Below are 19,451 nucleotides of genomic sequence, written 5' to 3'. Positions count from 1 at the left end.
CTCCTTTTTTAAGACCGCTAACTAACCAAAAGCCACATTTTAGAAATATATTGTTTTTTACACACAAAAAATGCACCTCAACAAAATATAAAACTAAAAAATAATAAAAAAAACAAACCATAACTCCATTACATCACTTAGATCAATATATTTGATAGCAAGATACAAAAAAGCTCACTTCTATATACTTGAAGTTAATTCAATCCGTATTTAGACTATATGCATTAAAAATATTTATAAAAATATAAATTAATTAAATTTTTCTAAAAATTATAAACTGATTCAGTTGATTATAATAATTTCTCTGTTCTAGAGTTAGAATTAGAGAGAGCAAACCGTGTTTATGACAAATAACAAAGATTATCTGATTAACGATACATTTATCTTTGAGACAAGCAAAAGTATTGTTTTCTTAAAAGATGAAAGCGATAAATTTGTAGAGTTATCAAAGCCTGCATCACGCTTATTGAGTGAAATCATCACTCTTAATCAACGTGCAAAAATCGCCACAAGAGAAGAATTACTGACTAATGTTTGGGAGGAGTATGGCCTTGTAGGGTCAAACAATAATCTCAATACTTATGTTAGCGAGATAAGAAAAAAATTCGAACTCATCGGCTTAGATCCTAAATCTATCATCACTGTTCCTAAAAAAGGTTTTCGCTTTGATTGTGAGTCATTAGAAATAATCACTAATGAAAACAATTCTGACCTTTTACAGGAAGAAATGGTGGTTCACAATGACAACAACATTATTTTAAGTAAAAATAATTATATATTGTCAGACCCTTCCCCTCAGCAAAATATTGAGCATAGTCGCGAAGAATTGCTCACTAATCCCATTGATAGTCAGCCACCTGTGACTGAATATCCCCCAAGGAACACACAGCATCATGAACCATTAGAATTAACATTAACAGAACAAAAAGATACAAAAAAAATAAGAAAACAAAGTAAGTTAAAAAGTAGTTATATGGTAGTTGCTTTTATTGCTCTCTTCTCAGTTTCATTAACTTTTGCCTTTCATTTTATAACAAGCTCTAACGCGAGCATGAAAGAGAATGACTATATTACGGTCAGTGAGAGAGATAAATGTTTAATACAAGTTCCTGTTCATTTAGTGGAAAGTTCAACAAAAGATAGTATCGATTATGTCAACAAGAAACTCGATAAATACAATGTTAACTGCCAAGAACCTAAACGCGTTATCTTACTTTCAGAACTAAACACCATCCAACCTGTTGATAAAAACATATCCATTAGTATCTGTAAGGAAAAAAATACTCAATACGACTGCGTATCAATTAATGATCAGAGAATTTAAATGAAAAAATACATTTTATTGCTTTTATTTTCTTTCACTTTAGTGTTAATAACATCATTTGCCCTGCACACTGAGAGTGATGACGTAAATCTTTGTCACTCTGATATTCTCTGGATAAAAGATAACGGTACTGATGACGGGCTAATGCTAAAATCAAAAACAAGTATTCTGGTTACCAGTGATAATATGGGAAGAATGAATATGTATGGTTATGTCAAAGAGAATAATGTTTTCTATCGCCTTGATAGAGCGCTCTATTTTAATTACCAATCGATTGATAAAAAAAACAATTACTCTATTCGTTTTAAAACATTATCTATTACCAGCTCAGATAACGTCCCTCAAGCCCTCTTCGCTAACTTCATTCAATTAGAAGAAGAGAAAATAAATTATTACATTAATGTGACAAAAATGAATGATAATATTTATATTATTAAAGATGAAGCTTATTCATCGTTCACCTGTTATGCAGATAAATAAAAAAAAGCCTACTAACATTGCTGTTTTAAGTAGGCAAATCGCCAACATGGAAAACTATTCAAAACTGGTTGTGCGGTGGCTAATCAATGGCTATTAGAATTAAAAATAGCCACTTGAGGAATTCCATCTTCTGCAATTGTTCCTCTAAACATGCCTTTGGTATTAAATTGCATAATAAAGTTGCCATTTTTATCTATTGCGATAAGGCCCCCCGTTCCACCTAGGTTGCGCACCGTATTTAAGGTATTCATACCCGCTTCAGATAATGGGATGCCTTGGTATTGAATTTGTGCGGCGACATCATAAGCAGCCACAGAACGCATAAAAACTTCACCTAGCCCCGTTGTAGAGATCGCTATTGTCTTATTATCCGCATACGTGCCTGCACCAATAATGGGTGAATCGCCAATACGGCCATAATGTTTATTGGTACTACCGCCAGTCGATGTGGCGGAAGCTAAGTTCCCTCGAGTATCAATAGCCACAGCGCCTACCGTTCCATATTTGTAATCGTACATCAGCGGATCAACAAATAAAGCGGCATTCGCGCCTTTCTCATGATCGATTTTACGGCTAATTTCTTTGACTTTATTTAACTGTTCAACGCGTTGTTCAGTCATAAAATAAGTGGGATCTACAATATCAAGCCCTTCAGACTTAGCAAATTGTTCAGCGCCAACCCCGCCCATCATCACATAAGGCGTTTTAGTCATGACCTTGTAAGCTGCCATGATGGGGTTTTTAACATTCGACATCCCCGCGACAGCACCTGCTTTCCGAGTTCGCCCATCCATAATAGAAGCATCTAATTCCACTTTATTATCTGTCGTTAAAGAGGCTCCTTTACCTGCATTATAAAGTGGTGAGTCTTCCATGACGATCACCGCTGCCTGTACGGCATCAACACTGTCGCCGCCTTGAGCAAGGATACCGTATCCCGCTTGCAAAGCTTCTGTCAGTTTTTCTTCGTGCGCTTTTTTCTGCTCAATAGTAATATGTTGCTCTGTAATATCCCCAGCCCCACCGTGGATCACTAGACGAAAGTTATTTTTTTGAGCGCTTGATGGAAATGCCAGAAGAATGGCAGATAATAAAATAGAGCCTGAAATATATTTAAATAAATTTAATTTTTTCATAGGTTATTTATTATTAACCTTATTTGATGCAATAAATTCCTATCAATTTAGGGTAAGTCATCATTACCCTAAACGAATATCTCATTTATTTTTCATCGCAAGCTATTGCAGCGTGCCTGTTTGTTCTTTCATTGGCAACACTAATTCATCTAAAACAGTCCATTTTAATTGGTTGCCATTCATCGTTTTTGGTAATTTAAAGCGTTGCTCACTCAGAGGTTTAAGTGGTTTGAATAACTCATTGCTATCGATATTACTTCCCCCTACACTGACGCTATCAAATGCCAGATATATTGGAGAGTTATTCATAACAACCAATTCATTGCCCTCTTTTCTAAAGCTTAATTTTTTTTGTGCATCTTCAAGTGTCAGATTATTTATGCTTTTAGGGCGGTAATACACTTTAAAATGCAATGCTTGAATGGCATCAAATTCGGTCGTGTCTTGACTACCTTCTGTGTTTGGTGTTGATGGCGGTATCGCTCTAAATTTTGCAATATAAACCGTTTCTCGGTCACTGGGCATTTTCGCTGTATCACCAACAAACATAACTCGCCAATCATAACGCTGGCCAGGTTCTAGTTTATGTAAAGGAGGGGTAATCATAAACGGAAAATCATCCGCTTTACCCAAGGTGTTTACCCCTGTCACTTCATCTAACTTTTCAATACTCGCTTGCACCAAATAGGGTGTTGTAGTTGTTGCATTCCGTAAACGGAATGAGACACTTTTATCCCCTTCAATAAAGGTTTTTCGCTCATAAGGAAAAACAAGGGTATCTGAACTTGCACTTTCGAAATCAGATGCAGACGATGGCATGACACCGAAGAGTAATGATAGCATGAAACCCGTTATCAAAAGACTTGCCCAGTTTTTCATCAGTAAACCTTCATTAATTTATTGAATTATTAGTATAAGCTAAATTTTTGTATAAACAGCGACTTCAACACGAGCACGGTATTTACCTGGATCAACATTATCATTTGCACAAATCGCCCATTTAATGTTGAGACTTTCATCCTTATTTGATACCGAATTCTGACCAACCGCTTGGTCACTATTATTAAATTTCATTAATTTAGTATTAGTTTCATTGCTGCATAAAAGCGTAGAATCATCGCCATCTTTGTAAGGGAGAGCGAGTAACCAAGGCGACTTACTGTTATCAAGTTCCGTTCCATCAACCTTATTGAACCACAGTTTTCTTGGGTTATTCGAATCCACACGTCCTTCACGAGGGATTGCTGTAATATAAATAGGCTTATTATCAGCCGTACAAGTATATTGGAAGCGTGATTCTCGTGTTTCTTGGTTATTACGCCCCATCACGATATCAAAAGTTGACTGTGTCACATTTTTAATTTTACAGATACGTACCACACGTATGTTGGTCTCAAATTGAAGACGCTCGGAATCCTTGGCTCCATGCGGAGTAAGTCTAGGGCCATCAGTGCGTACATATACCACTTTTTGTAATTGAAAACGTCCGGGCCGCATTGGGAAGTTGGTATATAACTCAAATTTCTCACTGATATTAAATGTGATATATTTCCGCGTCGTATCATAAGCTTGCTGATAGGCCCTTGATGGATACATACAGATATTTGCTCTGGTATAAGTATCGACTAATCCAGGAGTGGGCCTAAAAAAGGTGCCTGTATAATTACGCTCTAAATTACGCCATTGACTATTAAACTCTTCATCACTCCCGAGAATACTCACATTGTAGTTAATTGTTGGAATAATCCAAGCTTCTGCGCCTGAAGGTTTTGTTCCATCAGGAAGGTAGAAATCTAATGCAAATCCTTTTTTATTGGTACCGGGTATTGAGACAACAAATCCTGAGTTTTCTTTTTGGCAATAAGTACCACTGCTCGTTAAACCAACAAGAGCCCATTCCTGATCCCAGAAACCATGATTACCATAGGTTCCTTGAGTACTTAGGTAGGTTCTACCGGTTAAACGGGCTTCAACAAGATAGGGATCACTCGGGGCTTTCGGTATATCTAAATCCAGCAATCCATCTAAAATGATATTCATCTCCGCATGCACTTGACCAGAGGACAAGCCCATCAGTAACGTCATCACACTGAGCTTTCGATAAATTTTAGACTTAGCACTGACCATATTGCATCCTTCCATAATTTTTTATACAGCATGACATACAAGTTCTGCGATGATATGTTTATTGGCAAACGGCCGAGATTGTACGCACGGGTTGCGATTGACTAACTTTTAATGTATCTAATCCTGAGAAAGTGGCAGTACAGCGTTGGCTGTTATTACTACCCCAGCTAACATTTAGCTTACCATTTGCCGGCAACCCGCTCATAAACACTTGATTGTTATCACCAACAATTCCCGTATTTACATCTGTTACATTAAGCTCTTCTAAAACCGCCACCGCTCCAAATGGAATCGGTGTACCTGATGGCGTTTTTAAATTAATAATGGCTTGCAAACCGAGTTTGGTATCAAACTTCACCTTAACAATTGAACCCTCGGTCGGATAAATCGTTTTACTTGTTTCTTTGAGCATGACATCGTTAGGCAACGTGTTTACATCCATATTAATAATATTGGCATTGTATGGTGAGGTATAAGGATATAACGCATAACCAGAGCTATTAATCACCGTATCCTTACTTCCAACTTCAGCTCCCGCGGCTCCATCAGCTTCAATAATTGCCATACTGCTACTCACTGGCCTTCCAAGTAATACCCCACCAGAGTGAATCAATGCACCGCCACTCACGCTTGCATTCATGCTTCGATTATCTTTACTGTAACTATAACCTGCGGAAACACTTCCTTTAGAACCAGAGTAACTAGCATTCACTGAGCCTGTGTTACCCCCCCCTTTATTTTCATATCCTTGGGAAATGCCATATGACAATTTATTGTCTAAAACGCTACCATTGACCGCGAGTTGATTCGTCATTCTATGGTTATTATCTTGAGTAAACATATAGCTGCTACTCATATTTCTTGCCATTTCATGGTTCGAAAAGAGACTAAATGGGACATTGACATTAATGGAAATTTGACGGTTTTCCGGCCAAGCAGATTCACCTTTCACTCGGTCAATGCTATAACGAATCGAGTAGTTAATTTCTCTGAAACTCCCATTATAACCAAATGCAACTTGGCGTACTTCACGGTTAATATCCCAATAATCAGAAATACTTCCAGATAAGAAAATACTGCCGTATTTACCTAATGATTGAGAGATAGATGTAGTGAAGCTCGCACGTTGACGTTGATTTAACCATGGTGCGACATCATCTTTTAACCGATGGTCATAAGTATTAAAGTCAGAGAAACTAAAATACGAACGCGTCGAATAACGTAACGCCGTTAAATCTATTGAGGTTCCTGTTGTCGTCATACTTTTAGAATAACGAATACGATAAGATTGGCCGGATTTATCACCTAATGCACCATCCATATTTGCCGTTGCATGCGTTACATCCGCAGATAATGCACCAAACGAACCTAATGATATTCCCACCCCTCCAGCAACAGAGAAATAGTTTTTCGCCATCAATAAACCGCCATATAGCGTGGCATTGGTGGGTAAACCATAAATATAAGAGCCTAAGAAAAAATCTGATTCTCTGGATGTTTTTGTATAACCGCCATTAAAACGACCTACACTTGTTTCATATTTATAGCTTCCTGGACGCAACATGACAGGTAGGGATGAGTAAGCCACGGTAAATGTTTTTTCAGTTCCGTTTTCTTCCGTTACAGTAACATCGAGGTCACCCGCATTTCCTGTCGCATACACATCTTTTAATTTAAATGCACCAGGGGACACATAGGTTTGATAAACAATATAACCATTCTGCCGAATAGTGACGCGTGCATTCGATGACGCTATTCCATTAATTTCAGGGGCAAAACCACGCTGGCTACTTGGTAGCATATCTTCATTAGATGTCAGCTTTATCCCTTTGAAAGGGATACTGTCAAAAACATCACTCCCAGTAGTAATCTCCCCTACCATAAATGTAGAGCGAATAGAGTGTATTGCTCGCATCATATAGGTGTTATTAAAATTCGTTGAAGATTGGGAGCCATAATCACCACTACTACGGGAATAAGACATATTTGAGCGTAGCCGCCATGCACCTATATTTAAACCACTAGCGATAGTCGCAAAAATATTGTCTGAGTTATTGACGCCAGAATAGCCAGAATCATTACGGCTTTTATTACCACTAATAAAGTAGTTAAGGAATAGTGCTGATACACCATCATCTAATAATTTAGGATCAATATAGCCCCGTGATTTTTCCAACATAGCAATTTGAGGAATTTCAACACGTACTGTTAATTTAGACATATCCGTAATAACAGAAGCGTCTTTAATATATTCGCCAATATTTAAAATTTTAGTATTCGGCTCAAGAGCCTTTAAACTTGGAATAGCTTTAACATTGACACCCCATTCTTCTAATAAAGCAGGGGTGACAACAAGGACAACATCTCCTTGCTTATTTGGCGAAAATGTTAATAGTTTATCCCCCAAGCTATTTCTATTAACTTCAAGATCGGCATGATAATCACCGGCAGGAATGCTATTAGAACGACTAAACTGAGAAAGATCTAATTGGCTAGGATCAACCCCCAATTGGCTTTCTAACATACTAGGGTCAAAATAGTCATCACCATAAGAATATAGAGATAGACATATCAATGAAGATAATAAGCTTGTTTTAAATAATTTGTTGTCCATTTCTATAGCCTTTATTCATCTTTATATTAGTTTCACATCAACATTTAATTGGATATTAAAGTGTTATATATGTACCTAGTATTAGCTATGACCCTATTTATCCTTAACTGTTGAGTCTTTCGCTATTTCAGTTTCTTTTTTAATTAGTTGTTTTTCTGTTGTTGAACCAAAATCATTTAAAAAATACCAACTGACACTTGATGGATCTTTAATATTCTTATTTATCTCATAGCTGCTAAATGGTTTTAATAGCAATGAGTTTTGCTCTACACTCCCATCTATACTTAAACCAACCACAGTCATGTAATATGGTGTTACGTTTTGGAACTCCCACTTACCATTTTTCCTGACTAAATTAACTTTTTTATAATCCATCAATCCTGGAGCACTAATTACGTCTGGTCGGTAAATTAATTTAATAACAAATGCCGTTACAAAAACCAAACTAGGTTTATCTTTTTCTTCTGTTTTATTTATGGCAGGAATCACCCTTGCTTTTAAATAAAATATGGATTCCCTATCTTCAGGTAAAGATACAATATTATTGGGTAAAACTCTTGATGCAAATTCACTCTTTGCATCAACTCTAAATAGAGGTGGAGTCAAAATAAAATTATCAACCGCCTTACCATCAACCTCTTCTAAAACAGTAAGCTGCGCTAAAACTGGCGATGAGGTACCATTATGTATTTGTAATACTTGACTTTTATCTTTCTGTGAAAAGACAATACGACTTTGATTTAATGACACGCCATCCGCATTGACAACACATGTTACAAAAGAAGTAAAGATTACTATTAGAAATCGAAATAACATATTATTTCTCTTAATCAGAAATATAGGTCAAGGTCAGTGTCGCTTTAAAATTACCCGTGTTAACATCATCCGCACACTCTGTTGCACCCGTTTGACACATAACATAGGCATAAAAAGTTCTTGATAAAGTTGTACTCTCTATCTTAGGGAATAACTTGTTATTTTTATCGGTAATAAAATCAGGATCATCTTGTGTTGCATTATCTTTACTCGATATTCTAATCGCAAATGTTTTTCCTACATCATCCAAGAAGCCATTTTGCTCCTCTTTATAATTACCAGTTAACGTAATATAAGCTCCATCATAATTTTTAGTTTTACAGTTTAGAACCGTAACTTTAAATGGCAGCTTTAAATTACCTTTAGGAACATCATCTTTAAATTTATTCATCGGGATATTACCAAAATCCACTTCATTCGCAGATGTTCCTTCAATGTTAATATCACAGGTATTCTTAGGAATAGTAAGATTAAAGGTAAAATCATGTAAGCCATCATTTCTAGCCTGAGAATTATTAAGAATACTGCTAAATAAAAATAAGCTTCCACCGATTAAAAAACTTAAAGCTTTCATTATTTATTCCTTTTTATTATGGTTGAAGCAATGTAATATCAACCGCAGCAACTAATTCTCCAGGCGTTGGCTTACTGGCTCCGAGTTGAACAACACTAACTTCAAAATGACTTTCTAAACTTGCATTTTCCGTAACTTGAAAAGGAACAACCCCACCACCATTAATATCGACAATATTACAATTCGCCTTGCTATCATCACATTTTTTCAATACAAAAGCGGCTTTTGTATTGTTTGTTGTTGGGTAAATTTTGTTACTTGTATCTATTGAAGTTCCCGTACTCGCTGTAATTTTCATTAAATATGGAGCTGTTCCTGTTGATAAATCAAACCCAGAACAGTTATATTTTAACGAAAATGGCTTTAAAAAAGTTTTATCGTTAATATCTTCTTTTACTTCAGGAATAAAAATAGGTTGATTAAATTTAACTTCCATACTATCGACGTCAACAACGCAAGTACCTTTAATCACCTTACCAATAACCTTCATTTCAACGGCTTGAACACTCTGAATCGTATAACCAAAGGTCAGCATGGCAAATAACAGCGTACTCCCTACACTTATTAATGATTTAGTGAACTTGTCCGTGATAAACATCTTCACCTCCCAAATCATTAATAACAGTCCATTTTGCAACGCCTTTACGACCATTCGCAGGAGTGATATAACTAAATGAATCATAAGGTGAAATCATGGTATTACGTTTTTTCATACTCATATCAACCTTAACACCGTTCACGCTTAAATTACTCAATGAGATGTAATAAGGGGAGTTATTCACTACTGTTATTCCTGTAGCGCTAGACTCTATCTTTAATTGTTCATGTGCTTCTTTCGGAGAAACCGGTAATTTTCCAGGACGATAAAACAATTTAATGACATTGTTATAGCCAATATTGAGCGCTGCACCATTCACTGGCCCATTAGTCGCTGGGATCATCGTTGCGCTAAAATAAAAAATTGATTCTCTATCCGTTGGCAAATTATGTGTTTGCCCATAAATTTTAACTTCTTGAGTTTTACCGCTATCAACCTTAACCAATGGAGGAGTCACCGTAAATGGTGCATCTCCCTTTAAACCATCAGGTGATTTATTCACCATAAATTTTGCTAAGTAATTAATGTCAGTATTATTTCTAGCACCAATAGAAGCACTCTTCTCACCTTGATTATAAATAATGCGTGTCGAGTTTAATCCAACACCACCACCTGCGGAATAAGCTGAAATAGAAGTTAATGAAAACAGTAGAATTAAAAGATTTTGCTTAAAACCACCTACTTTACTTAGTCTATTTTTTTTAGTTTCTATTGTTTGCATTATCTTATCTCATATATAAAAATCTTAATAAGAGGCTTAAAATAAGCCTCTTTAACAATTAACTAAATTTATTAGTTATAAGATACAGTGAAAGTAACTGGAACTTGTAAAACGTCTGGAGCAACGCCATCTGCTTTAGTTAACAGCAGAGAAGCTTTCATTGGAATAGTTGCACCGTCGTTAGCTTTTACGCCTTCAGCTAAAGTTACCGCTGAATCCGTATTTGGCAGAATTGGAGTAGCGCCTGATTCTAATTTAACGGCTAAAGATTTAGCATCTTTGTTAGCAAATAGCTCAGGGAAACCTGTTGCTTCTTGACCTTGAGCATAAACGCTCATAGTGGTGTCAGAACCATCTTTTGAACAGTTAGTCAGAACTAAGTTAAACTCTTTAACATCACCTAAAGTATCTTTAACGCCTTTACCAGCAGCTTGATCAACTGTAAAAACACCCCAGTCAATTACTGAGCCTTTAGTTGTAGAAGTTACGTCACAAGAAGCCGCACGCAGTTGTGCTTTAAACGTTACTTCAGTTCCTTTTTTACCATCATCTGCGAGTGCAGAACCAGCTACCATTGAACTTGCTAATACTGCTAGAACTGCTAATTTTTTGTTGAATAACATTTTAAATACCTCTGTATTTATATCATGTAGTAGTGAAAGACACATTGTTGTCAATGTTCAAATTTAAATTCATTACATCCTTGTAGATCCTTTCCTAATAATGTTGAATATAAATTTGAATAAACGTTCGTTAGCCTAAAAGCTAACGTTTTGGGGTAAAAAATCCTTTTAATCCCTTTTTTGAAAATCAAATTACTAAGAGAATCTGATTATAAAAAAAGACACTAACATTTCCCTTTATGCATTGATAAGTATGCTGTAAGCAATCATGACATCTTATATATGCATCTATCTTTTAAGGGATATATCAATAAACCGATAAGACTTATCTAATGAGATAACTAAGTTCACTATTTCTATACATGAATAGCATAACTATTCTATGAATAGTATATCGACTTTCTAGCTAACATAATTAGTTAACTCATTAACTACTTTTCTGGCAAAGATAAATCCCAATAACGGAAAGACAGCTCATGTTAGGAATACCTTTTATATGTCAATGCACTAGAATCTATAAGTATTAAATCTTCCTAGAATCTTCTTTCCTAGTTTTATAGCCCAGCGTCGTAATATAATAACCATTTTAAATATGAGGAAACCTTCAAATATCTCCCCGACTGATTTCAATATTACTCAATCAATATTCCTTGTCAAAAAAACACAAATAAAGAATTACAATTAGAATTTAAAAACAAAAACAAGACAACAAACAAAATTTTCATCCAACCAAAGCTAAAGATATTTTTTTTATGCAAAAATAATTAGAGCAATTTATCTTTATAGAATAAAAAAATTTATAAATGTTTTGATCTATGTCAATTTATTTAAAGTTATTTCATTATAAATAAAACTATATACAACGACATTCTCATTAAAAAAAACCAAAATGTAGGCCACAAAAAGAATTTGAGGCGATAAAAACACTTAAATTTTAGAATATAAAACTATACGAAAAAACTTAGGTCAGAAAACTCTTAATTAACATTTAACCTAAAACATAACATTTATTTATTTTTTATAGCATAAGTTGATGTATATCAGATTACATATAATATAGAGGCTTAACTTTATCATTAATAAATCAATAGGTTAATTAACATTCACACCACAAAACTTACTTTATTCACACTCTTTCGATTTTCAAATTCTCAATATACGCGTCAGAAAAACAACACGTGGTAAGGAATAACGCTCAATCACCCAATATTCATATTTTATTATATTCCATTTCATTAGCTTATTATCACGATATAAATGGCCATGTATAAAGCCTAATACCCAATGAATACTTTGCATTTAAGCTAATACAAGTGTTTTTTCTCGTATTAGATCACGAGCTAAAATGAAACAGCGATAATGAGATTTTCACCCTCTCAAATGACAGAGTGGGTGATAAAAATGTGGTTTTACGGAAGCTCATACCCGTTACTATTTTAAAACTAACGGATTCAGGCACGCACTCGAAGATATAGATTGTTAAAAGGATGACAACAGTGGAGGGGATTGAAGAATAATGTATGGTGGTGGTACAGAAATAAATGATGTAAAAGATGAGAAGAGTCTCAGAGGAAAATAGCAAGATGAGAAAAAGTCGTATGCGCAATCATAAAAATAAGCTAAAGATGACTGAAACAAACTCATGTAAGTAAGGGTAATGCATGGGTCGTTATTGCTTTACTCGGTTGTTGTAAAATAATCAAAGAATGATGTCAAACCCAATACATCACCATAAAATAACTTTATGGAACGAGTTAATCGCATATTTCGCTGTCAATTTTAAATACCGATTGTTCAAACTCATTAAGCTAAATAAGAAAAGCAGCTTGGTTTTGGCTACAAGATGATAACCAAAACCAAACACGCTAACATTTCAATCATTTCCCTCAGAGAATGTTTCGTGAACGCTTAGAGAACACTGAATTGAAGCATTTCAATAATAGGGAAATAGACAATAGCCACAAATGATTATGGTACAACCATAACTAATGTAATGCGCCCGCTGAATTTGCCCGGTTTGACTTCGCCATGAGTGATTAATGTTGACTCAGTAAAGACAGGCGTTTCCATATTGGCCTGCATGTTATAAACCACTCCAGCTGATGCTGGTGAGCCATTTAAGGTAATATGCGATTTTAATGAACCATCGGGACGTAAATTAACGTAGTCGCCGTCCATGTTAGACATAATTTTAATCGCCATATCTTTGTTGCACATTACCGAAAACCAACTATTTTTTTGATTACCATTCAGCTCATCCGGATTTAATGCCCCGTGATCTAAGACTAACTGTTGATTATTGATATATTTAAATGCGCATTTTCCTGCTGGTGGCGGTACAATCCCACAGACACCACCAGGTAGCATCGTTGCTCCGCCTTTTTTGTCTGTTGTCGCAACAAATATACCGACACACTCTTCTGTTGTTATGGGCCCACTATGGCGAGTTTTACCACTTTTTGGAAATGCTAAACCACATTGAGATTGGGCATCCCTAATAATTGCGGCCATCGAGGTATAGTTAATAAAATTTATTGAGCAAGACCAGTCAATACGACTCGCCGTTCCCCCTTTTGAAGGGGCTGCATGTAAGTGGTTAATCGAGAAATAACACCCTCTCGCATTGCTACCTAATATCGTTTTGCACGGATTAGGCTCATAAGGAGAACTTACCTTCCAATTTTCAATCACATAATGGTAGGTATTTTCGGTTTTACTATGACTTTCAACCTCTTCTACATACGAAAAATAAGTTGATGCATAAACCATTGCTGAAGAAGAAAGTGCTAGTAATAGCCCGACTCCAAAATTAGCAATTATCTTGAACATAACTCTCTTCCCATAAAACAAGTTAGTGATAAAAATAAGGCATGACTTAGGATGTAAAATGGTTTATCTGCCTATTCGTATTGTATTAAAAATGTTGCAGCGGCCGAAAAACGACCAGGTTTAATTGATTTATTGTTGATGGCGTCTTGGCTTGCCTTTAAAAAGGTATTGAATTTCAACTCATTGCGGCCATTTTTCTCAATTAGTATTAAATCAGTATTTTCATTAAGTAATACAGGTTTCCCATCAACCGTCTCAAAGCCAATGCCTAAGCCAGGATTTGTATCACTACCATCAAGTGATAAAAAACCTGCTAACTGGTGATGTGGAGTACCAATAAATTTAACTTTTAATTTTTGCGCAATACTTAAATCACATTCAGAAATAACCAGTATTAACTCTTTCTTGGAGAACTCAAAACCACGCTCATAGATATCTAATAGCCTGATATCACCAAAATTAATTTCAACATTCTTATCTTCAGGGGCGATAGTACAAGGAGCATTCACTAAAGTGCCTTTTACTTTAAGATCATTCGCCAGAGAAAATGCGGACCAACTACTCATGAAGATAATACAGGTATAAGCTAGCCATTTTTTCAACATTACTGATACTCCACAACTAATGAACCATTAGCAATAAAGTTACCTGTAGCAAGTTCATTGTTTCCATTACGAATTAACACCGCCCACAATACTCCTGGTGAGCTAGGATTAATTAAATATTTTTTACCGAGTTCCAATTCTTGATCTGCTAATTGAAATTTCACTGCTAAATTATCAATACCAGTATTTAATCCATTAATATCGAACTTACTTTTCACGCCATTAAGCGTTAAGTACATTGCCCAGTTATTTTTGTTTTCACCACACTCAATTTGGTAATTAACCTGTCGTTTTTGCTCTTTTCCTTGAATCGACTTAACGGGTACATTACCAAAATCAACTTCGATTTCTTTACCGTTATCAATCTTGCAGGGTGGAGGTGTGATCAAATTACCTTTAATGCGTATATCTGCTTCGCCATCTTTTGCGGTCGCATGGTGAGACACAATGAATAGGCAGAGCACGGCATACACTAATTCTTTTACCTTTTGCATATATTTCGCCCTTATTGGTATTCAACTTTAAGCGTTGCATTGGCTGTAAATTTACGTGCAGGCAAATTAACACCACTTTGTTTTACCAAAACAGCAAATAATTTAGGCGGAGTATCTAAATTAAAAGGGCGTTTTTTCTTAATAGGTAAGTCTTCCGTACCCGCTTTAAACAGCACCGCTAAACCATCAACATCTGTCTTTAAAGAACGTTGGTCAAAAGTGGAAGGGGTACCATCAACAAACAACGTTAAATTCGGCTTTCCACCACCAACACAACTCACTTCATACTCTAAAGGTTGTTTATAGAGGTCGCCTTCGATACGTGTCGTCATAACATCACCAAAGTCAACCTCAATGGCGCGTCCATTATTAATTGAACAGGGTTTTGCTAAAACTTCACCTCTCACTTCCACAAATAAATACCCTGAAAAACCTAAGGTATAAGGCGTATGGAAAATAAGCCCTAGCAGTAATAACCGTGTAAAATATTTAATAGACATCATCATGTTATAACCTTATTTTCTAGGTACCACAGAGCATTGACTAGCATTACAAGTAAATTTCAAATCAACGGTGCCACCAAAGTCATTAAGATAAACCAGGGTCGGGGACATCCCAATATCGCCAGCGCTACTGCCTAATGCCATTTCTCCCTTAGGGGGAACCATAATCGGTTCAAATTTATCAACGTCGCTATTCCCTTTTTTCAATCGGGTAATAGACATAAAGAATGGAGAAGGGTTTTTCACTACATAGTTTTGGCCTTGCTTAACAATTTTTATCTCATTCTCTTGAGGAATAATTTCCATTCTTTCTTTTTTAACAATGTCTTTCGGACGATAAAAAAGTTTAATTTTTGTTTGTAAGGCAATTTGCAAAACATTAGGTTTATCGCTACGAGGAGGAATTTCTCTAACGTTCAAGTAATAGACACTTTCACGGTCTTGGGGCAACTGTGAAATAGCGGGTACCGATTGTACTTTAATCTGACTTTTCGCATCGGCTTCAATACGATGTACAGGAGGTGTCACAATGAAAGGAGAATTCACCTTCTCGTCTTTTTCATTCTCAATCCATGCTTGTGCTAAATAAGGGTTATTTTTATTTTCATTTGTTAAAACAATGCTGACAGACTTTTCTCCCTCATTATAGATAACACGAGTTCTATCCAATGCAATTGCTGAATAAGCAGATTGTACAAATAATGACGCAGTTATTGCAGTTAATATCGGTATAATTTTTGATAAATACATATTTTCACCATTGACCGTAAAATCTATTTTTCATTATTTACATGGCAACAACATAACATTTGCCATGGTTCCATCTATTTTTTCGGGTAATTGAATATGGCAGCGAGTATCGTCTCCCCAAAGAACGTCAAGTGACTCAAGAGGATTAATGCCCGCTAAGTATACAAACCCTTTATCAGATACAATCCCAACTTCCTTATTGGATTTGTTGGTGACCGATGCCCCAAAAGGAGGGTAACTATTATCAGCTAATGTAATGGTCGCTAATATTTTTTGACCTTCTATCACATTAAATTTTCGGTAACCAATGGCGCCTTCCGTTAATGTTGCATACTGAGTTGACTGTACCGCTTCTGCATTATCAGGCAATTTATCTAAATCAATTTTTAGGTTGTTACGGTTATAATCCATCACACTGGTAATAACGGCTTTACCGTATTTGTTTGTTCTTACCGGCGTAACAGAATTATGTATTGGAACACCTTCAATCCCATTGGTATCAATTAAAATACGTGAACCACCACTTACTGAGTTGTTTCTATGCAATGCTCCACCTTCAGGAGTGATTGTCATCCCTCCCTTAATTTGCATAGATAGTGCACTTTGTTCATCTTGAATATAAGTACCACTCGCATTTAATTGCGTCGCATCCCCTTCGTAAGTATACATACCTGAAGTGGTGAGCTTATCTTTATCCCATGTTCCCGCGGAAATGTTATAACTTTGCCTGTTATCAATTCGACTAAAGTAGTTAACATTATTACTGTGCGTACCTCTGGAATAAGAGCCAGAATAACTGATACTCGAATCGTTATTTTCTAATGGAATATTTAAGTTAACGTACACACCATCATCAGTCGTTTCACGGCTTTTAGTTCGATAAGCAGTCAAACTTAAACTGACGTTTTTCATCTTACCAATATCGAAATAATTAGATACCGTCATATTATATTGATTCGATGAAGGACGGTTCCAATAAGTTTGGTGTGAATAGTTTAAATACAGGTTCGTGTTATAGTCAGGAAGCGCTGTACCAAAAATAATGGTATACAACTCTTTACCGCTATCTATCGTATCGCCGTTATAACGACGATCAATAAACTGAGGCATGCTCATATAGTTTCTTTCAGAAAAGCGGTAACCAGCAAACGTAATTTGGCTATTAATTTCATCGAACTGTTTGGAGTAGGTAATGTTATAAGAGTTACCACTTAACGTACGATTATTATCAATATTGCCCATTTGCGCCCGAGAGATATTGATGTTCCCCGATAACACACCAAACGGCGCAAAGTCACGACCAAAACCAATCGCTACGTTTTGATATTCTGAAGAAGCTAATAAGCCACCATAAATTGTTGTATTATTTGTCGCCCCCCAAGATAACGAACCTAAACTAAACTCAGGGCCTTGCGTATTATGTTCGTCTTTGGTCGGTTTTCCCAAGACGAATTGATAAATAAGTTGTCCTGGGCGAGTCAAAGTCCCCAGTTTTGATGTTTCCACTTTATAGCTCGTGACACTTCCATCCTGCTCTTGAATAGTCACATCCATGGTACCGCCACCAAACGAGTTAACGTCTTGGATACGGAATGGCCCAGGACTCACTTCTGTTTGATAAATAATACGGCCATCTTGTTTAACGATAACGGTGGCGTTAGTTTTTGCTACCCCTGCTATTTCAGGTGCATAACCCTGTAAGCGAGGCGGGAACATTGATTCATCCGTTTCTAAACTCACCCCGAGATAGCGAAAACTATCAAACAAGGTTGAGGATAGATATTGTTCACCGAGAGTTAAACGAGCACTGAGTGAACGAATTGCACGGTAAGCATAGAGTTGGTTCCAAGCCCATGATTGGCTACGTTTATTGAGCTCTCCGTTTTGTGATTGCCAATCCGCTCTGAAACGCCATGGGCCGATATTGGCGCCCATAGTCCCTGTAGCAGTGATACCTGTTTGCGTTCCCTTCCCATTGCCTTTTTGCTCTTTGACCAAACGGCCTGTTGCGTTATAGTCAAGAAAAGCGCCTAAAATACCATCATCCCAACGTGTAGGGGGATCCCAGCTTGCATCTTGGTACTCCATATATGCTTGCGGTATTTTAATTTTTAACGTGTTTTTAGCTAAATCCCCCTGAAAACTCATTTCAGGGATGCTACGAATATCTAAACATTGCCCATCTTTCAGCCATTGAATTTTATTTTCCCACTCCTCTTTCAATCCTAGCAGTGGATATATTTCTGGCGTAATACAAGCCAAAGAGACTTTCTTATCGTAATTAGGATTAAAAAAAATGACTGGCTGTTCAGCAATTATTTTCGTGTTATTAACTTCAAGATCTAAAGAATAATCACCAGGGGGAACATAATTGGCATGAGAAAACTTACTGAAATCTATATTTTCAGTTCCCTCACCATCTAGAAAATCCGTATTAAAGTCGATAGCCTCTTCAGACCAAACTATCGTTGGAATTAGCATCAAAAGCATTATTTTTGTTATTACATTTAATTTCATGCTTTTCATTTAACTAACCCACTAATAAGAATAGATAAAATAAGGTCATCAACATATGGCGCAAATACGCCATATGTTGGACACATTAAGTCTTATTGATAAATGATTTTGAAGTTAGCAACAGTATCGAAACGACCTGTTGTTGCTTTGTTATTAGGATCTTCGTTACCTTTCACATAAGCTTCGAAATGCAGAGTTGTTTCTGAACCATCACCGTTATTTAGGTCATAGCCATTACCAGTACCTGGGAATGGTTTACCGAACTCAACGATTTTGCTTCCACCATCAGTGATAACAATACCCGCGTTCTGTACTTTACCTAAACCAAGTAATTCACCGGTAAAGCCTGTGAAACCAGAAATTGTTCCACCCGTAAAGGTGATTTTTGCGTTTTTGTACGTTTCAGTTGAGCAATTTTTCAGCACGATATCAAATGGACGGCTATCTGAACGGAACTTACCAGATGTTAATTCGTGCAATGCGATTTCACCAAAACGAACAGTTTGATTCAGGTTATCATCATCAATTGAACAAGGTACATCATTGATGAAACCAGTGAATTGAATTTTACCTTGTGAGCTTTCAACTGGAGCAGGATCATCTGCCATCGCAGTCATAGAAACACCCATAGTTAAACCTAATGCCAAACTTACCGCTAATTTATTAAATTTCATAAAGATTTCCTTTAGATATGTAGGAAGTAGCATTCTCTATCCCGATAAACTCTAAAGAAATGAACC

General features: G+C 36.2%; 18 protein-coding genes. 2 read left to right on the top strand and 16 right to left on the bottom strand.

Translation table 11 applies throughout. From position 1 onward, the window contains the following. The first annotated feature begins 343 nt into the window (after positions 1-343). Positions 344-1,324 carry a winged helix-turn-helix domain-containing protein gene (locus tag G3341_RS02075; RefSeq protein ID WP_154621983.1) on the top strand — a complete coding sequence of 327 codons (981 nt, stop codon included), beginning with the start codon at positions 344-346 and terminating at the stop codon, positions 1,322-1,324. Then, positions 1,325-1,804: a FidL-like protein gene (locus tag G3341_RS02070; protein ID WP_154635631.1), complete on the top strand. Its 480-nt coding sequence runs from the start codon at positions 1,325-1,327 to the stop codon at positions 1,802-1,804. Between the two features lie 83 nt (positions 1,805-1,887). Here the strand turns inward: G3341_RS02070 and G3341_RS02065 are convergent, their stop codons facing one another. The 16 genes from G3341_RS02065 to G3341_RS01990 all read right to left on the bottom strand — a co-directional run bounded on the left by G3341_RS02065 (position 1,888) and on the right by G3341_RS01990 (position 19,385). Further along, positions 1,888-2,940 carry an isoaspartyl peptidase/L-asparaginase family protein gene (locus G3341_RS02065; RefSeq protein ID WP_163860590.1) on the bottom strand — a complete coding sequence of 351 codons (1,053 nt, stop codon included), beginning with the start codon at positions 2,938-2,940 and terminating at the stop codon, positions 1,888-1,890. 102 nt (positions 2,941-3,042) lie between these two features. Next, the gene (locus G3341_RS02060; RefSeq protein WP_163860589.1) at positions 3,043-3,819 is read right to left on the bottom strand and encodes a fimbrial biogenesis chaperone; all 777 of its coding nucleotides are present in this window, start codon (positions 3,817-3,819) and stop codon (positions 3,043-3,045) included. 39 nt (positions 3,820-3,858) lie between these two features. Beyond that, positions 3,859-5,067, bottom strand: a complete 1,209-nt coding sequence (locus G3341_RS02055) for a hypothetical protein (protein ID WP_163860588.1) — start codon at positions 5,065-5,067, stop codon at positions 3,859-3,861. Between the two features lie 58 nt (positions 5,068-5,125). Then, positions 5,126-7,681: a fimbria/pilus outer membrane usher protein gene (locus tag G3341_RS02050; protein ID WP_163860587.1), complete on the bottom strand. Its 2,556-nt coding sequence runs from the start codon at positions 7,679-7,681 to the stop codon at positions 5,126-5,128. A gap of 93 nt (positions 7,682-7,774) precedes the next feature. Next, positions 7,775-8,497 (bottom strand): fimbrial biogenesis chaperone, encoded by a 723-nt coding sequence (locus G3341_RS02045; RefSeq protein ID WP_163860586.1) that lies wholly within the window; start codon positions 8,495-8,497, stop codon positions 7,775-7,777. A gap of 10 nt (positions 8,498-8,507) precedes the next feature. After that, positions 8,508-9,071, bottom strand: coding sequence for a fimbrial protein (locus G3341_RS02040; protein ID WP_163860585.1), 564 nt, complete (start codon positions 9,069-9,071; stop codon positions 8,508-8,510). Positions 9,072-9,087: 16 nt separating this feature from the next. After that, positions 9,088-9,669 carry a fimbrial protein gene (locus G3341_RS02035; RefSeq protein WP_163860584.1) on the bottom strand — a complete coding sequence of 194 codons (582 nt, stop codon included), beginning with the start codon at positions 9,667-9,669 and terminating at the stop codon, positions 9,088-9,090. Further along, positions 9,644-10,390 (bottom strand): fimbrial biogenesis chaperone, encoded by a 747-nt coding sequence (locus G3341_RS02030; protein WP_163860583.1) that lies wholly within the window; start codon positions 10,388-10,390, stop codon positions 9,644-9,646. Before G3341_RS02030 ends, G3341_RS02035 begins: the two co-directional genes overlap by 26 nt. Positions 10,391-10,461: 71 nt before the next feature. Further along, positions 10,462-11,013, bottom strand: a complete 552-nt coding sequence (locus tag G3341_RS02025) for a fimbrial protein (protein ID WP_163860582.1) — start codon at positions 11,011-11,013, stop codon at positions 10,462-10,464. Between the two features lie 1,968 nt (positions 11,014-12,981). Further along, the gene (locus tag G3341_RS02020; RefSeq protein WP_163860581.1) at positions 12,982-13,842 is read right to left on the bottom strand and encodes a hypothetical protein; all 861 of its coding nucleotides are present in this window, start codon (positions 13,840-13,842) and stop codon (positions 12,982-12,984) included. A 71-nt stretch (positions 13,843-13,913) separates the two neighbouring features. Beyond that, positions 13,914-14,447 carry a fimbrial protein gene (locus tag G3341_RS02015; RefSeq protein WP_163860580.1) on the bottom strand — a complete coding sequence of 178 codons (534 nt, stop codon included), beginning with the start codon at positions 14,445-14,447 and terminating at the stop codon, positions 13,914-13,916. Beyond that, positions 14,447-14,941 (bottom strand): fimbrial protein, encoded by a 495-nt coding sequence (locus G3341_RS02010; RefSeq protein WP_154623778.1) that lies wholly within the window; start codon positions 14,939-14,941, stop codon positions 14,447-14,449. The genes G3341_RS02015 and G3341_RS02010 overlap by 1 nt, the downstream gene beginning before the upstream one ends. Before the next feature lie 11 nt (positions 14,942-14,952). Further along, positions 14,953-15,447, bottom strand: a complete 495-nt coding sequence (locus tag G3341_RS02005) for a fimbrial protein (protein WP_230085856.1) — start codon at positions 15,445-15,447, stop codon at positions 14,953-14,955. A 9-nt stretch (positions 15,448-15,456) separates the two neighbouring features. Continuing rightward, positions 15,457-16,194: a fimbria/pilus periplasmic chaperone gene (locus tag G3341_RS02000; protein WP_163860579.1), complete on the bottom strand. Its 738-nt coding sequence runs from the start codon at positions 16,192-16,194 to the stop codon at positions 15,457-15,459. Positions 16,195-16,227: 33 nt separating this feature from the next. Next, positions 16,228-18,720, bottom strand: coding sequence for a fimbria/pilus outer membrane usher protein (locus G3341_RS01995; protein WP_163860578.1), 2,493 nt, complete (start codon positions 18,718-18,720; stop codon positions 16,228-16,230). A gap of 83 nt (positions 18,721-18,803) precedes the next feature. Next, positions 18,804-19,385: a fimbrial protein gene (locus G3341_RS01990; protein WP_154623775.1), complete on the bottom strand. Its 582-nt coding sequence runs from the start codon at positions 19,383-19,385 to the stop codon at positions 18,804-18,806. Between the last annotated feature and the right edge of the window lie 66 nt (positions 19,386-19,451).

This window comes from Providencia vermicola, assembly GCF_010748935.1.
GTDB lineage: Bacteria > Pseudomonadota > Gammaproteobacteria > Enterobacterales > Enterobacteriaceae > Providencia > Providencia zhejiangensis.
Note: the sequence above shows the minus strand (reverse complement) of the source record. Positions and strands in the feature narration are given on the sequence as shown.

What these genes read in the sequence shown, in the direction of transcription:
- G3341_RS02075 (WP_154621983.1), top strand. Translation starts at nt 344, where the DNA reads ATGACAAATAACAAAGATTATCTGATTAACGATACATTTATCTTTGAG.
- G3341_RS02070 (WP_154635631.1), top strand. Translation starts at nt 1,325, where the DNA reads ATGAAAAAATACATTTTATTGCTTTTATTTTCTTTCACTTTAGTGTTA.
- G3341_RS02065 (WP_163860590.1), bottom strand. Translation starts at nt 2,940, where the DNA reads ATGAAAAAATTAAATTTATTTAAATATATTTCAGGCTCTATTTTATTA.
- G3341_RS02060 (WP_163860589.1), bottom strand. Translation starts at nt 3,819, where the DNA reads ATGAAAAACTGGGCAAGTCTTTTGATAACGGGTTTCATGCTATCATTA.
- G3341_RS02055 (WP_163860588.1), bottom strand. Translation starts at nt 5,067, where the DNA reads ATGGTCAGTGCTAAGTCTAAAATTTATCGAAAGCTCAGTGTGATGACG.
- G3341_RS02050 (WP_163860587.1), bottom strand. Translation starts at nt 7,681, where the DNA reads ATGGACAACAAATTATTTAAAACAAGCTTATTATCTTCATTGATATGT.
- G3341_RS02045 (WP_163860586.1), bottom strand. Translation starts at nt 8,497, where the DNA reads ATGTTATTTCGATTTCTAATAGTAATCTTTACTTCTTTTGTAACATGT.
- G3341_RS02040 (WP_163860585.1), bottom strand. Translation starts at nt 9,071, where the DNA reads ATGAAAGCTTTAAGTTTTTTAATCGGTGGAAGCTTATTTTTATTTAGC.
- G3341_RS02035 (WP_163860584.1), bottom strand. Translation starts at nt 9,669, where the DNA reads ATGTTTATCACGGACAAGTTCACTAAATCATTAATAAGTGTAGGGAGT.
- G3341_RS02030 (WP_163860583.1), bottom strand. Translation starts at nt 10,390, where the DNA reads ATGCAAACAATAGAAACTAAAAAAAATAGACTAAGTAAAGTAGGTGGT.
- G3341_RS02025 (WP_163860582.1), bottom strand. Translation starts at nt 11,013, where the DNA reads ATGTTATTCAACAAAAAATTAGCAGTTCTAGCAGTATTAGCAAGTTCA.
- G3341_RS02020 (WP_163860581.1), bottom strand. Translation starts at nt 13,842, where the DNA reads ATGTTCAAGATAATTGCTAATTTTGGAGTCGGGCTATTACTAGCACTT.
- G3341_RS02015 (WP_163860580.1), bottom strand. Translation starts at nt 14,447, where the DNA reads ATGTTGAAAAAATGGCTAGCTTATACCTGTATTATCTTCATGAGTAGT.
- G3341_RS02010 (WP_154623778.1), bottom strand. Translation starts at nt 14,941, where the DNA reads ATGCAAAAGGTAAAAGAATTAGTGTATGCCGTGCTCTGCCTATTCATT.
- G3341_RS02005 (WP_230085856.1), bottom strand. Translation starts at nt 15,447, where the DNA reads ATGATGATGTCTATTAAATATTTTACACGGTTATTACTGCTAGGGCTT.
- G3341_RS02000 (WP_163860579.1), bottom strand. Translation starts at nt 16,194, where the DNA reads ATGTATTTATCAAAAATTATACCGATATTAACTGCAATAACTGCGTCA.
- G3341_RS01995 (WP_163860578.1), bottom strand. Translation starts at nt 18,720, where the DNA reads ATGAAAAGCATGAAATTAAATGTAATAACAAAAATAATGCTTTTGATG.
- G3341_RS01990 (WP_154623775.1), bottom strand. Translation starts at nt 19,385, where the DNA reads ATGAAATTTAATAAATTAGCGGTAAGTTTGGCATTAGGTTTAACTATG.